This is a genomic window from Terrihalobacillus insolitus (assembly GCF_028416575.1).
Lineage (GTDB): Bacteria > Bacillota > Bacilli > Bacillales > Amphibacillaceae > Terrihalobacillus > Terrihalobacillus insolitus.
Genome location: NZ_JAMQKB010000025.1, coordinates 1 through 14,371, shown reverse-complemented (window position 1 = coordinate 14,371; position 14,371 = coordinate 1). Strand labels below are relative to the sequence as shown.

The 14,371-nt window shown below is 39.5% G+C and carries 15 protein-coding genes; 9 read left to right on the top strand and 6 right to left on the bottom strand.

The annotated features are described in order from the left end of the window. Positions 1 to 413 precede the first annotated feature (413 nt). The 7 genes from NC797_RS18465 (at position 414) to NC797_RS15680 (ending at position 6,379) form a co-directional block, all read left to right on the top strand. A complete protein-coding gene (locus NC797_RS18465; RefSeq protein WP_417168719.1) occupies positions 414 to 545 on the top strand; it encodes a sigma factor-like helix-turn-helix DNA-binding protein in 132 nt (43 codons plus the stop codon). A 175-nt stretch (positions 546 to 720) separates the two neighbouring features. Further along, complete coding sequence (locus NC797_RS15705; protein ID WP_272437766.1) at positions 721 to 1,578, top strand: MurR/RpiR family transcriptional regulator; 858 nt, start codon at positions 721 to 723, stop codon at positions 1,576 to 1,578. Between the two features lie 11 nt (positions 1,579 to 1,589). After that, positions 1,590 to 2,723: a M20 peptidase aminoacylase family protein gene (locus NC797_RS15700; RefSeq protein WP_272437765.1), complete on the top strand. Its 1,134-nt coding sequence runs from the start codon at positions 1,590 to 1,592 to the stop codon at positions 2,721 to 2,723. Further along, positions 2,720 to 3,526, top strand: a complete 807-nt coding sequence (locus tag NC797_RS15695; RefSeq protein ID WP_272437764.1) for a GNAT family N-acetyltransferase — start codon at positions 2,720 to 2,722, stop codon at positions 3,524 to 3,526. The genes NC797_RS15700 and NC797_RS15695 overlap by 4 nt, the downstream gene beginning before the upstream one ends. Positions 3,527 to 3,542: 16 nt before the next feature. After that, positions 3,543 to 4,658, top strand: a complete 1,116-nt coding sequence (gene menC, locus NC797_RS15690) for an o-succinylbenzoate synthase (RefSeq protein ID WP_272437763.1) — start codon at positions 3,543 to 3,545, stop codon at positions 4,656 to 4,658. 32 nt (positions 4,659 to 4,690) lie between these two features. Beyond that, positions 4,691 to 5,860 (top strand): YkvI family membrane protein, encoded by a 1,170-nt coding sequence (locus NC797_RS15685; RefSeq protein WP_272437762.1) that lies wholly within the window; start codon positions 4,691 to 4,693, stop codon positions 5,858 to 5,860. 243 nt (positions 5,861 to 6,103) lie between these two features. After that, positions 6,104 to 6,379 (top strand): transposase family protein, encoded by a 276-nt coding sequence (locus NC797_RS15680; protein ID WP_272437761.1) that lies wholly within the window; start codon positions 6,104 to 6,106, stop codon positions 6,377 to 6,379. A 258-nt stretch (positions 6,380 to 6,637) separates the two neighbouring features. Here the strand turns inward: NC797_RS15680 and NC797_RS15675 are convergent, their stop codons facing one another. The 6 genes from NC797_RS15675 to NC797_RS15650 form a co-directional block, all read right to left on the bottom strand. Further along, positions 6,638 to 7,921 (bottom strand): GntP family permease, encoded by a 1,284-nt coding sequence (locus NC797_RS15675; protein ID WP_272437760.1) that lies wholly within the window; start codon positions 7,919 to 7,921, stop codon positions 6,638 to 6,640. Positions 7,922 to 7,964: 43 nt separating this feature from the next. Next, positions 7,965 to 9,143 (bottom strand): acetyl-CoA C-acetyltransferase, encoded by a 1,179-nt coding sequence (locus NC797_RS15670; RefSeq protein ID WP_272437759.1) that lies wholly within the window; start codon positions 9,141 to 9,143, stop codon positions 7,965 to 7,967. A gap of 22 nt (positions 9,144 to 9,165) precedes the next feature. Then, on the bottom strand, positions 9,166 to 9,942 hold the full coding sequence (locus tag NC797_RS15665; RefSeq protein WP_272437758.1) for a 3-hydroxybutyrate dehydrogenase: 777 nt from the start codon (positions 9,940 to 9,942) through the stop codon (positions 9,166 to 9,168). 25 nt (positions 9,943 to 9,967) lie between these two features. Then, on the bottom strand, positions 9,968 to 10,642 hold the full coding sequence (locus tag NC797_RS15660; RefSeq protein ID WP_272437757.1) for a 3-oxoacid CoA-transferase subunit B: 675 nt from the start codon (positions 10,640 to 10,642) through the stop codon (positions 9,968 to 9,970). A 37-nt stretch (positions 10,643 to 10,679) separates the two neighbouring features. Continuing rightward, positions 10,680 to 11,366 (bottom strand): CoA transferase subunit A, encoded by a 687-nt coding sequence (locus NC797_RS15655; protein ID WP_272437756.1) that lies wholly within the window; start codon positions 11,364 to 11,366, stop codon positions 10,680 to 10,682. A 216-nt stretch (positions 11,367 to 11,582) separates the two neighbouring features. Then, positions 11,583 to 12,941 (bottom strand): sigma-54 interaction domain-containing protein, encoded by a 1,359-nt coding sequence (locus NC797_RS15650; protein ID WP_272437755.1) that lies wholly within the window; start codon positions 12,939 to 12,941, stop codon positions 11,583 to 11,585. 152 nt (positions 12,942 to 13,093) lie between these two features. Between NC797_RS15650 and NC797_RS15645 the strand changes: the two genes are divergently transcribed. Continuing rightward, entirely contained in the window at positions 13,094 to 13,639 is a 546-nt protein-coding gene (locus NC797_RS15645) for a hypothetical protein (protein WP_272437754.1), read from the top strand. Between the two features lie 521 nt (positions 13,640 to 14,160). Further along, on the top strand, positions 14,161 to 14,371 hold a 211-nt coding region (locus tag NC797_RS15640; protein ID WP_272437753.1), incomplete at its 3' end, for a transposase.

Here is a 14,371-nt window from a genome sequence, read left to right as displayed (position 1 = left end):
AGTTATAATAAGTGAAATGTTAACTTAAAGTAACAGGGGGCGATTACGGCATAACGTAGTTACTCATTTGCTAAAAGTAGGTTAATTCAATAAGAGTAAAACAACACCCCATTTGAACTATTCGATAATTACTATTTATTCATTTATTTATGAATATTACCTAAATAAGGAAATAGAAAAGGACATTGCTGACCTAGTTTGCGTGGTTAATAGGACGGGGAAGAAGCCTGCAAAATAGTCCGTATAAAGATTATTCGGGTCGGGCTAGGCACCTGTGATTTTAAACTCGATTTATATTTGGAAATATTTTTAAAAGAAGCTGAATTGTCATATTCAGCTTCTTTTCTCTTGTCCAGAATTACTTAAATTTTACGTCTAAAGTCTGAGCTACATTATCTTATCTAAATTCACCAATTCACTTATATTATTTTGAAGATTTGAGTTTAAAAGAAATAGAAGCGAAAACAGGCGTTAGTCTTAATACTGTGAAGACAAGAGTGAAAAGAGCAAGGGAACGGTTAAGGGAACTACTTTTAGACGTCTAAAGATTAATGTATTTCATATCCAAAACAAATTGAATAAAATATTGCAAAAATTCAAACACAATGTTAAACTCATAAAAAGCGTTTCCTTCAGATTACAAAAACGCGAAGGATATACTTCATAAAATCCGTTAAACAACATTGAACGTTCCAGTTAGAAATTAGGTGGCAATATATAATGGAAGAAATTAATTTGAAATTGCAAACGCATTATGGTCAATTTTCAAAGGGACAGTTGAAGGTAGCGCGACTTTTAGAGTCTGATCCGAAAAGCTTTGCCATCTCTTCAGCAGAGCAAGTAGGGAAGCATATAGGGGTGAGTGAGACGACTGTTTTTCGGTTTTGTCATGCACTAGGTTATTCGGGCTACAGTGAACTCCAAAAAGAAATTCAAAAGAGCTTGCTTGGTGGTGAAAGTAGCTTAAAGGAGTACGGGGATCAAAAGGCGTCATTGAGCGATACGGATAGTTTTCATAAAAAGGTAATGTTATCTGATTCCAACCACATCCTAACCGTTGCTGATCGAATTAGCGAACAAGACTTCAATTTAGCTGTTAGTAAGCTAGCCACAGCGGAAAAAATTTTAATTACAGGAGCCCGTTCTTCTTTTTCAGTAGCCCAATGGCTTGCTTTTGCATTGAATGTTATTCGAGGAGGAGCAACGTGCTACAAGCCGAATATGGACGACCTGATTTATGAGCTATCTAAGTTAAATGAAGAAAGTGTGTTTATCGCTTTATCTTTTCACCGTTATGCGCGGGACACGATCGATTTTGCTCAGGAGGCGAGGAAGAAGGGAGCCTACATTATTGGTATAACTGATTCGGATTTAGCTCCGATACGGGCACAAGCTGATTTACTGCTTCCGATTAAGCTTCCGTTTAAGTCTACTTTAGACACGGCACCGGTTGTTTTTTCGCTTATGAACGCCCTAATTGCAGGGGTGACCATGACTAATCCAGATCAGTTTGAAACGAGACGAAAAGAATACGAAAACTTCCATGCAAACAACTTTTTCACATCACTACAGGAATAAGGAGTTTAAAAATGAAGGAATTTATAAAAAGTTTGGAACCTAGAATCATAGAGGTATTTAATCATTTACATAACCATGCAGAAATTAGCTGGGAGGAGCATAAGACGACAGAATACCTCGCACAGTTGCTTGAAGCTGAAGGGGTGCGTGTTAAAACGTTTGATAACCATACCGGCCTCATTGGAGAGATAGGGGATGGAAAACCTGTTGTGGCCATTAGAGCAGATATTGATGCGCTGTGGCAAGAGGTAAACGGAACATTTCAAGCGAACCACTCGTGCGGACATGATGCCCATATGTCCATTGCGCTCGGTGTCCTGTTCGTGTTGAAAAAATTCTATCCGAATCCAAATGGTACAATCCGCTTCATTTTTCAGCCTGCGGAAGAAAAGGGGACAGGTGCCTTAAAGATGGTGGAAAAAGGTGTGGTTGATGATGTGAGCTACTTGTACGGCATGCATTTACGCCCAATCCAAGAAATCCCTGATGGATCCGCTGTCCCCTCCATTCTACACGGGGGAGCTCGCTTTGTAAGAGGTACGATAAAAAGTGACGATGCCCACGGTGCTCGTCCTCATCTTGGACAAAATGCGATTGAAATTGGTGCGCATTTCGTCAATCTCTTAAATGGTATTCATATTGATCCGATGCAAACATATTCCGCAAAAATGACGGCGTTTCAAGCAGGTGGTGAAAGCAGCAACATTATTCCAGGATCTGCAACATTTAGTCTTGATTTACGAGCACAGAAAAATGAAACGATGGAAGAGCTACAAAAGAAGGTGGAGGGAATTGGTGAACATCTTACCAATTATTACGGCGTTGATCTTTCTTTTGAAATTGGCGCAAGTATAGCTGCAGCAGAGGTAAGTCAAGAGGCACAAGAGAAAATGAAAACTGCCATCATTGATGTACTAGGGGAGGAAAAATGTTACCCCCCATTAGTCACAACAGGTGGCGATGATTTTCATTTTTACACGATTAAACGCCCACATTTAAAAGCATCCATGCTCGGAATTGGCTGTGATTTAGCACCAGGGTTGCATCATCCGAACATGACTTTTAACCATAAGGCGATGTTAACAGGGATTGAAATCTTAGTAAAAGCCATTATCGCAACAGTCGAAGGAGAGTGTACAACATGAAGAAAGACATAACGATTAAGCAAATCACTCAACTAGATGAAGTGAAGCAAGTCCAACAAATTGAACAGCTCGTTTGGCAAATGAACCCAATCCCTTTTCACCAAACCTATACAGCAGTGAACAATGGGGGCATTTTAATTGGTGCTTACGGTGGCGACGAAATCATTGGCTTTTTATACAGCTTTCCTGGGTTTAAGGGAGGAGACATCTATCTTTGCTCCCATATGCTCGGCATTCATCCAGATTACCGCACAGGTGGACTCGGAGCTAAAATGAAGGAGCTACAAAAGGACATTGCCCTCCAAATGGGCTATAAGCTCATTATTTGGACTTTTGATCCGCTAGAAAGCGTCAATACCTATCTCAACCTACACAAACTCGGGGGAATAGGGGGGCGCTATATTGAAAATCATTACGGGAAGATGAATGATGTGCTGAATGCGGGCTTACCAACAGATCGTTTTCTAGTCGAATGGTGGATTGACTCGGAGCATGTGGCAGAACCACGAGACAAATCAGAAAAAACGAATCTCCCAACTGACGCGATCGAATATACGGATAAAGGATTTCCGGTAATAGCTGATACATTTGATCCAACAGCAGGTGCTATTGTCCCCATCCCAACGCAATATCAGGAAATAAAAAAAGAGGACTTACAGCTTGCCATAGATTGGCGGTATAAAACTCGCAAGTGGATCCAGCAGCTGATGGCAGATGGCTATGTAGCGGTTGACCTTACCCCAAACCCTGAGGAAAAGATAAGTCTTTACCATTTTGAAAAAAGAAACACACTTTCGTTATAGACAAGGAGCGATACACATGAGTATCACGATTGAAAAAGTAATTTTACATAAGCTGCAAATGCGATTAAAAAGTCCGTTTACGACAAGCTTCGGCACGTTCCAAGATAAAGACTTCTTTGTGGTTGAAGTCATAGATGAAAAAGGGAATGTCGGCTTTGGAGAGTCGGTTGCCTTCTCTAGTCCTTGGTATAGCGAGGAAACCGTACAAACGAATGAGCACATGATGAAGGATTTTCTTATCCCGCTTTTACTGGAGAAGCCTATTGAACATCCGGATGAAGTGTTCCTACGCTTTTTATCGATCAGAAAAAATCATATGGCAAAATCAGCCCTAGAAGGCGCGGTTTGGGACGTCTACGCAAAACGAAATAACATCACCCTTGCTGAAGCCCTCGGGGGAACGAAAGAAGAGATTGATGTGGGGATAAGCATCGGTATTCAACCAACTGTTAAGGATTTAATCGAAGTGATTGGAAAGCACGTGGAGGAAGGCTACAAAAGGATTAAAGTCAAAATTAAGCCAGGCTGGGATGTAGATGTGATGCGTGAGGTACGCAACGTATTCCCAGACATTCCATTAATGGTTGATGCGAACTCTGCCTACACCTTAGATGACGCTAATCATTTAAAGCAGCTAGATGATCTGAACCTTATGATGATTGAACAGCCGCTTGCTCATGACGACATTTTTGATCATGCGGAGCTACAGCGTCAGCTGAAAACTCCAATTTGTCTTGATGAAAGCATTCATTCCTATGATGATGCAAGACGTGCTATTGAACTCGGGAGTGTGAAAATCATTAACATTAAAGTCGGGCGTGTAGGTGGCCTTAGTGAATCGGTACGTATTCATGATCTCTGCCAGAAGCACGGCATTGAAGTATGGTGTGGCGGCATGTTAGAGGCTGGTGTGGGACGAGCTCATAATATTGCCCTAACAACACTAACGAACTTTACGCTTCCAGGCGACACAGCAAGCTCCTCACGCTATTGGGAAAAAGACATTATTGATCCAGATGTAACGGTAACAGATGGCATCATCCGTGTTCCGGACAAACCGGGCATTGGTTATGATATTAACCGACCAGCTCTAGAAGCATTCACAGTCGATAAAACAGTATTCAACCGCTAACTGGTAGGTAAAAAATTTAAGGGGGAAAAAAGATGGAAGGGCAAAAGAAAAGTTTTTTCGATGGTGCTTTTGGTAGGTACGTCCTCCCAGGGATCGTCCTACAGTCAGTCCTAATGGGTGGCGGATTTGCCACAGGTCGAGAAATTGTCGAGTATGGAGCTAAATACGGCGCCGTGGGTTGGATTGGTGGTATTGGCATTTTTATCGGTTTTATCGTTATGGCAATCCTATCCTTTGAACTGGCAAGGTATTTTAAGGCGTATGATTACCGCTCCTTATTGAAAAACTTAATCGGGAGAGCATGGGTGCTGTATGATATCGTCTATCTCCTATTAGCAATCCTTATCATTGCGGTTATGGCATCTGCAACAGGTGAAATCCTAAACAACACATTAGGCTTAAATTATTGGGTAGGTGTATTTGCTATTGCCGCAATCGTGGGTCTTTTAAACTTTTATGGGAAAGGCGTTATCGAACGCTTTAAAACATTCGGTACAGTGGCTTTATTTATTGGTTATGTTGTTTTTGCAGCACTGGTCATTGGCTCTACTTGGGACGACGCCCAAGCAATACTCGCTTCCGGTAATACGAGCTTTATGGATGGAGAAGTTATGGTTTGGTCAGTACTATGGAGCGGGATTTTGTATGTAGGGTATAACTTAGCGGTATTCCCTGCAGCACTCTTTACAGTGAAACGTCAAAAATCTCGTAAAGAGTCGGTTATTTCTGGGATTATTGCAGGTGTTCTCATGACGATCCCGTGGTTCCTAACATATTTCAGTTTACTCGGCTTTTATCCTTCTGAAGGTGTACTAAGTGCTTCAGTGCCATGGCTAGAAATGCTACAAGGATATGGAGGCTGGGTAGTGGTCCTCTTCGGTATTGTTGTAGGCTGGACACTGATCGAAACAGCTACAGGCATGATCCATGCATTCCTTGAGCGTGTGAATACACATATGGAGGAAAAGTCAAACAAACAGCTATCAAAAGGACAAAGCGGAGCCATTGCGATTGGTGCCCTTATTTTATCGATTATCTTTGCACAGATCGGAATTATTGATTTGATTGCTATTGGCTACACGTGGATGGCTTACGCAATGATCGCGATTTATGCAATCCCAATGCTTACAATCGGTGTTTATCACATTGTGAAAAGCAGTAAGAAAAATAGCCAAACAGCTGAAGAAACAATTGCAAAATAAAACACAAAAAGAGCGAACTGCCAATCGAGGTGGTTCGCTCTTCGTCTTGTGCTAGCGAAATATTGTTAAGAAAATGTACGGAATAGTTTAAAAGAACCTGAACAAGAGAGTTTTGAGAATACAGGAGCGGTATCGGGTTCAAATGTTTTATCAACGCTATGGTCAAAGCTAAAGGTTTTAATAAGATCAAAGTGCTTCTTCAAATACTAGATTCTAACTAATAGAATCAAAGGGTGATAATTCATGAGTATTGTAGTCCAAGATATTGATAGTGTTTTTCATATCCCCGAACCGTGGTATATTGAGAGCTGTGTATTTGATGAAGAAAAAGAGTGCTTAGATTATTATATTTCTTTTCGCAAAGGAGCTACTTTTAGTTGTTCTAATTGTGGTCAAGAAGATCAGAAAGTATATGATATTGCTGATCATAATGGAACTTGGAGACATTTGAATTTTTTTGAATATCCATGCTATATTCACGCTGAATTATCACGTACGGAATGCATAAATTGCGGTTAAATTCATCTAGTTCATGTACCGTGGGCCATTAAGCCGCGTTCTAACTTTACGTTGTTGTTTTGATGCTTATAGGGGCGGCCGCCATTCTTATTAAGAGGATGTGCAATGTGTAGTCACTTCTTTCAATCGTTGTTCTTTTTTAATATCCTTTGTAATGACAATAAAAATATGAGGAAAAAAATAAGGTGCCTGTCACTTGCCGATTTTTCTTTGCCAGAGCAAAGATTTTTCGACAGGTGACAGACACACTGGCACTAATTAAAAGATTCCGATTGAGGCAAAAAGAATTCCTATTATAACTGAAATTACTGGTATTAAGACTGCTACAACAAAGATGTCTTTATAACTGTCTTTATGGGTCATACCAGTTATCGCAAATAGTGTTAGGACTGCACCATTATGTGGAAGTGCATCTAGTCCACCAGAAGAAAGTGAAGCAACCCGATGAAATGCTTCTGGACTAATACCTGTATTCTGGGCAATTTCATAGTATTTTGATCCAAGTGCTTCTAGAGCTATACCCATACCTCCAGATGCTGATCCCGTTGCACCAGCCAGGATATTAACGGCAAACGCTTCAGATATTAAAGGATTACCTTTGACACCCATTAATAATTCAGTAAGACGTTCAAATCCGGGAACGGCTTTTACGACTGTACCGAAGCCAACAGCTGCACTAGTATTAATTATCGCTGTAACTGAACCAACTGCTCCACTATTCATCGCCTTTACAAATCCTTTAAATTTGGACAAGTTTAATAGCATGATTAAAACAATTCCTGAAATTAGAGCGATCACAACATCCCATTGGAAGAAATTTAACGTAATTAGTACTGTTAAAAGTGGTAATAAAGACAATAGAAACGGAGGTGTGCCCCCTTCAACATTAATAACTTTATTATCTTTTGGCTCAGTAAATGTTTCTCCATTGGCTGTCATTTTTTTCTCTCGCCATCTAAGATACAAATAACCACCAACTGCCATGACTAAACCGGCAATTATTCCCATAATAGGAGCTGCTGTTGGGGTTGTCTGATAATACTCCATCGGAATTAAATTTTGAATTTGAGGTGTTCCAGGTATTGCTGTCATTGTGAATGTGAAAGCACCGAGCGCAACCGTTGCTGGAATTAACTTTCTGCTTATATTCGCCTCGCGAAACAGTGTTAATGCAAGTGGATAAACAGCAAATACAACCACAAATAAACTAACGCCGCCATATGTTAATACAGCTGCTGAAACTAACACTCCAAGGATTGCTCGCTTCGTACCTATAATTTTTGTTAAGGCAACTGCAACCGACCTTGCCATCCCTGTATCTTCCATTAGTTTTCCAAATACTGCCCCGAGCATGAAAACAGGAAACCAATCCTTTGCAAACGATACAAATCCACCCATGTATGTATCTTTATATGCATCTAATAAATCCAATCCCCCTGTTAGAGCAACGACTCCTGCCGCAATTGGTGCCACCCAAATAATGGACCAGCCTAAGTAAGCAAGTGCCATTAGAACGATGAGACCCAGTAATATTCCAAACATATAAAATCCCCCTTAGTTGGATAAAATTAAAAATTATGAATAATTACAGCGCTTCTACAACCATCGCTATCCCTTGACCGCCACCGATGCACAGGGAGGCAATTCCGTATTTCTGATTTCTTCTCTTTAATTCTTTAATAACGGAATATAGCACTCGTGTACCACTAGCTCCGATCGGGTGTCCTAAAGCAATCGCTCCACCATTAACGTTGACTTTGTCTCGATCTAAGCCTAATTCTTTCTCAACTGCTAAATATTGTGCTGAAAAAGCTTCGTTCACTTCAATAAGGTCGATATCATCTAACGTTAAGTTTGAATTCTCTAAAGCTTTCTTAATAGCAGGTACTGGACCAATTCCCATTATAGTAGGATCAACACCAGCAACGCCCCAAGAAACAATTTTTACCAATGGCTGTAAGTTATTTTTTTGGACAAATTGTTCGCCTGCTAGAACTACCGCTCCTGCACCATCATTAATTCCACTAGCATTTCCACCTGTTACAGTTCCATCTTTTTTAAATGCTGGTTTTAATTTGGCTAGTTTTTCAACAGCAGTATCTTCCCTAATGTGTTCATCTGTATCAATCCTTGCCGTACCTTTTCTTGATTTAACTTCAACTGGAGCAATCTCCTCAGCAAACTTCCCCTCATTTTTAGCAGCTGCCGCCCGTTGATGACTTAGATAAGCGTATTCATCTTGTTCCTCACGAGATATAGCATATTTTTCGGCAAGATTTTCTGCTGTCACTCCCATGCCACTGCCGATATATTCATCGGTTAATGCCGCCCAAAGCATATCATCCATTTGTGGAGTTCCTAATTTCGTTCCAAAACGACTTTCCCTAAGCGCATAAGGGGCTAGACTCATACTATCTACTCCACCTGCTAAAGCAACTTCACCCTCTCCTAGTAATATGGATTGTGTAGCAGAGACAATTGATTGGAGTCCAGATCCACACAACCGATTGACAGCAAGTGCGGGACTAGACATTGGAATACCCACCTGTAGTGCAATGTGTCTGGCTAAATAGGGTGCATTTTTTGATGAGTGAATAACGGTTCCTAGCACTGATAGATCAATATTTTCTGGATCTATTCCACTTCTTTTTATTGCTTCCTTACTTGCGGTCACTCCCAGCTCTGTTGAGGATACATCCTTAAGACTTCCTCCAAAACTACCAAATGGAGTACGGGCACCTTCTACTATATATACGTTACTCATTTCCTCACTCCTAACCTCATCATTATTGAGCTGTATAGCCACCGTCGATTACTACAGCTTGCCCAGTCACTCCTTTTGCTTTGTCACTTGCTAAAAAGATTGTATAATCAGCAATTTCTTGAACAGTCAACAAACGCTTTTGTGGAACTAATGGGTAAATGACTTCCTCAAGCACCTTCTCCAAGGAGACATTACGATTTTTTGCTAAGTCCTCAAGCTGATTTCGCACAAGCGGTGTGTCCACATATCCTGGGCATACAGCGTTAACAGTTATACCATCAGCTGCACCTTCTAATGCAGCAACTTTTGTAAGCCCTATTACACCATGCTTCGAGCTATTATAAGCAGCTTTTCCAGCGAACCCAATCAGTCCATTAATGGAAGCCATATTAATAATTCGGCCGAATCCTTGCTTTTTCATAATGGGAAATGCATGCTTTGTTGCCATAAACGGAGCAACAAGCATAACTTTTGTAATAAACTCAAATTTTTCTGTCGGAAATTCTTCAATGGAAGCGACATGTTGTAGCCCTGCGTTGTTAATTAAAACGTCGAGTCTACCATATCGTTCAACTGTTTTATCAATTGCCGCTTTCAGTTCATCTTCGTTTGTTACATCACACTTAATACCTAAACAATCATGACCTTCTTCGTTTAATTTTTCTGTTACTTCCTTCACCTTCTCTTCATTAATATCGGAGAAAGCTATCTTTGCCCCATTTTTGACAAACTCGACACCTATTTCGTAACCAATCCCACTCGCAGCACCTGTAATAAAAACAACTTTATTTTCTACCATAATCCAAAACCCTCCTATCCATTTTTTATAAAGTAGTTACTTGAAGTTTGTCACTAATTTTTAGCTCTGCCTCTGTTGACTGGACAACTTCTTCTACTGTCCATCCCTCATTAACTTCTACAAGCACGAGACAATCCTGTTCAACATCAATGACTGCCCGATCTGTTATGATGCGATCAACGACACCTTTACCTGTTAAAGGAAGACTGCACTCTTTTAAAATTTTTGGCTCACCATGCTTGTTAACATGATCCATGATGATGACGATTTTCTTTGCTCCGTGAACAATATCCATCGCCCCACCCATGCCTTTTATCATCTTTCCCGGGATCATCCAGTTCGCTAGGTCACCATTTTCTGATACTTCCATGCCCCCAAGGATGGCAAGGTCCAGATGCTCTCCACGAATCATCGCAAAGGACTCTGCACTACTACAAAAAGATGCCCCAATAGAAGCTGTTACCGTTTCTTTACCAGCATTAATTAAATCAGGGTCAACCTCTTCTTTTAAAGGTGATCTGCCAATTCCAAGTAAACCATTCTCTGACTGGAGAACGACCTGTTTATCTGGTTTAATATAATTCGCTACCATTGTCGGCATTCCTATTCCTAAGTTAACGTAGGAACCGCTTACAATTTCCTGTTCAGCTCGCCTTGCAATTTGTTCCCTAACTGCTGCTTTATCCATTTGTTTCGCCATGATTTGATTCTCCTCCTTATCGAAAAAGTTAAGCTTGCTATCTTACTGTTAAGCGCTCAATTCTTTTCTCTTGCTTCCCTTCAATTAATCCTTGGACATAAATTCCAGGTGTATGAATATATTCAGGGTCAAGTGATCCTGATTCCACTATTTGTTCCACCTCGGCAATTGTTGTTTTGCCGGCTGCAGCCATCATTGGATTAAAGTTTTGGGCCGTTTTGTTATACATAAGGTTTCCACTTTTGTCACCTTTTGCTGCTCTGATAAGACTAAAATCTGCTTTTAATTCCGTCTGAAGTAAATACTCCTTATTATCAAACGTTCGTACTTCAACACCTTCAGCAATCGGTGTGCCTACGCCAGCTGGTGTGTAGAAAGCCGGTATTCCAGCGCCACCTGCACGAATTCTTTCGGCTAATGTACCTTGAGGAACAAGTTCTACTTCTAACTCTCCTGATAAAACTTGACGCTCAAATTCCTTGTTTTCCCCGACATAGGATCCAATCATTTTGTCAATTTGCTTATTTTTAAGCAGCAAACCTAGTCCCCAATCATCTACTCCACAATTATTGGATATGACCGTCAAATGTTTCACTTTAGATTCTACTAAAGCTAGAATAAGATTTTCAGGAATACCAACAAGCCCGAATCCACCAACCATAAGAGTAGATCCGTCTTGGATTTCATTTACTACATCGTTAAATGATGTATAAATTTTTTTCATTTGTAAACGCCCCCTTCACTCTTACTATTTGCAAAAAGCGTGCCAACTTTTAAACACTTTCAAAATTGTAATTATGTTAAAATGTAAAAAACCATTTTTCCGTTTTTTCGGAAAAATGGTTTAAATATAATCCCACGAATAATGTAAACCCTTACTTAAGGCACCAAAAATAAATTTTCCACGAAAACGGAAGTGAATTCCGATATTCCGGAAAATTTATAATCTATATTTTTTTATTTTTTCATACAAACTCGACTTCCCTATTCCTAGTAATTTTGTTGCTTCCAATTTGTCTCCATCTACTCTCTTTAATGCTCTTTCAATTGCCTGTTTTTCAGTATTTTCCACAATCTCTTTTAAACTTCTATTCTGACCATAGGAATTAGGATGCATTTGGTCCGGTAAATCTTCAACCTGTATTACCTCTGTATTCGTTAGATGAACTGCCGATTCAATAACGTTCTCTAATTCTCTTATATTTCCTGGCCATTGATATTGCATAAAACGTTCTAACACGTTTGAATCAAAATCAATGACTCTTTTTCCCGTGCGACCAGTGACCTTATGAAGAATATATTTAGATAACACTCGCAAATCTTCTGGACGATCCCTTAATGAAGGTAATTGGATTTGAACCACATTAATACGATAAAATAAGTCTTCGCGAAAACGATCCTCTTCTATTAATTTCTCCAAAGGCTGATTTGTTGCTGTTATAATTCTCACATCTATCTTCTGGGATTCGACTGCTCCTAACGCCTCAACTTCTCCTTCTTGTAACACTCTGAGAATTTTCACTTGAGCACTTAATGGCATGTCACCGATTTCATCTAAGAAGATCGTACCACCATCTGCTAATTGAAATTTACCTAACTTACCACCCTTTTTCGCTCCTGTAAAAGCACCCTCTTTATATCCAAACAGTTCCGATTCAAGTAAATGCTCAGGTATTGCTGCACAATTCACCTTTACAAAAGGTTTGCCATTGCGTTCACTTAAATGATGAATACTGTGTGCGAATAGTTCTTTTCCTGTTCCACTTTCACCTCTTAAAAGAATAGAAACATCCCCAGGTGAGACTTTTTTGATTTTATTTTTAAGGCTATTCATTTGGGCTGAGCTACCAACTAGATCATGAAGAGAGTATATTACCCCATGCTGATTTTTCACTTGACTGCGATAATGTTCTAGCTCCAATAACAGATCTTTAATATGGCTATTCATTTTCATCCATTCTTTTGTATCGCGAAAAAGCACGGTACCAACCGCACCAACCACCATTCCACCAGAACGTACTGGAATCCTGTTTGCAATCATATGGTTACCACGAATATATTGAAGATCAGCAATCTCTTCTTCTCCCGAGTGAGCAACAATATGCATTCTCGTGTTCTCTATGACGTCAGTTACATGCTTACCTATGACATCTTTTTTATCTACCCCAAGAAACTCACAATAAGTATTGTTCATGTATGTGATCAATCCCTGACCATCAACAACTACAAAACAATGATAGGCATTTTCAAATACAGTTTCAAAGATTTCTTCTTTATAAATATGATTTAAAGAATGCATATACACTACCTCCACACTTTCAATGTGACTCTTTTATTATATCTGGTATAAAGGTGCCTGTCACTTGCAGAAATTTTCTTGTATGTGTCAAGTTTTTCTCGACATGGTTTTAATACCAATATTTTAGGCACTCTACTTTTGTACACTTTTTCTTGGCTACCGCACATCAATCCAATGTGAAACTAAAAGAGCAGTTAAAGAAGATTGAAATAGAGCTTAAAGAAGCCAACACGATGCAAGAAAAATATATGGAAGCATTTGAGCAAAATCTCTTCCCTGTTTCCATACTACAGGAACGGTTACAGAAGTTAGCTAAGTCGAAGAATGACTTAGAACAAAAGAAAAATGAACTTAGCGTTCAACTAAGTTCATCAGACTCAAAAATTATACCACCTAACGTGGTTAGACTTTTATTAGAAAAGTATGTTCAAGCATTTCAACAGTCTTCGAGAGAAAAGAAAAAGCAACTCTTTCAGCTTTTGATGAATAAAATTACAATCAAACAATCCGACGGTGGTAAACGAGTTGTTGATAAAATTGAGCTTGATTTCGACTTTTCCAAAGTCAATCTGTCCAAGACGTTTACACTTATCCACATACTATATCTTAAATCGGATCATTCAGAGCAAAAGTCCTCTTCAAATTCTGATTCAAAACAAAATGCCACCCTATCTTCAAATTTTTACCACTATTTGTGATACGGTTCACCGTACCGGTTTTTAGGGTAAAATAACGGAGAGGTTATTAAATACCTCTCCTTTACAATTGTATAAACTAATGCATGAAAAAGGCAACTTTATCCCATCTAATTGCGCCACTATTAATACATTTTGACCTTGTTTGTATCTATCTTTAGTCCTCCATCGGCGAAGAAAATAGATCCCTTTGAAGGTTCATCAACATAGGGAACGTACCATGGACAGTCACTATCTAAGTTGTTATTACCCATAACTTCCTGCGATTAAATAAGAAGTGGCAAAGCGATCAGTGGTATTCCGCTTCAGCTTTGGTGATGCACTGAATCTTCCGTTAAATTGAACAGGTGGCCCATACTTATTGACGGAGGCGATTCAAAAAATATTAAAGTTGTTGGTTCTATATAAAGGTATTATTCATCTAACCTTTTAATGCTCAAACCTGGATAGGTTACACTTAGTTGGACAGACTCATTAAGGTCATGTAAACTTGATTCAATACAAAGTCGGAGGAGAATCAATTTATGACCAAAAGAGAAAGAAGAACATTCTCAAAAGAGTTTAAAGAACAAATTGTCCAGCTGCACCTTTCAGGTAAACCCAGAAGTGAAATTATCAAAGAATACGAGCTGACGCCATCTGCCTTTGATACGTGGGTACGCCGACATAAATCAACTGGATCATTTGAAGAGAAAGACAATAGAACTCCAGAGCAGGATGAGTTAATCAATCTAC

Coding starts and splice junctions, on each gene's coding strand:
- NC797_RS15675 (WP_272437760.1), bottom strand. CDS start 7,921: ATGTTTGGAATATTACTGGGTCTCATCGTTCTAATGGCACTTGCTTAC.
- NC797_RS15660 (WP_272437757.1), bottom strand. CDS start 10,642: ATGGCGAAACAAATGGATAAAGCAGCAGTTAGGGAACAAATTGCAAGG.
- menC (WP_272437763.1), top strand. CDS start 3,543: ATGAGTATCACGATTGAAAAAGTAATTTTACATAAGCTGCAAATGCGA.
- NC797_RS15685 (WP_272437762.1), top strand. CDS start 4,691: ATGGAAGGGCAAAAGAAAAGTTTTTTCGATGGTGCTTTTGGTAGGTAC.
- NC797_RS15705 (WP_272437766.1), top strand. CDS start 721: ATGGAAGAAATTAATTTGAAATTGCAAACGCATTATGGTCAATTTTCA.
- NC797_RS15655 (WP_272437756.1), bottom strand. CDS start 11,366: ATGAAAAAAATTTATACATCATTTAACGATGTAGTAAATGAAATCCAA.
- NC797_RS15650 (WP_272437755.1), bottom strand. CDS start 12,941: ATGCATTCTTTAAATCATATTTATAAAGAAGAAATCTTTGAAACTGTA.
- NC797_RS15700 (WP_272437765.1), top strand. CDS start 1,590: ATGAAGGAATTTATAAAAAGTTTGGAACCTAGAATCATAGAGGTATTT.
- NC797_RS15670 (WP_272437759.1), bottom strand. CDS start 9,143: ATGAGTAACGTATATATAGTAGAAGGTGCCCGTACTCCATTTGGTAGT.
- NC797_RS15680 (WP_272437761.1), top strand. CDS start 6,104: ATGAGTATTGTAGTCCAAGATATTGATAGTGTTTTTCATATCCCCGAA.
- NC797_RS15695 (WP_272437764.1), top strand. CDS start 2,720: ATGAAGAAAGACATAACGATTAAGCAAATCACTCAACTAGATGAAGTG.
- NC797_RS15665 (WP_272437758.1), bottom strand. CDS start 9,942: ATGGTAGAAAATAAAGTTGTTTTTATTACAGGTGCTGCGAGTGGGATT.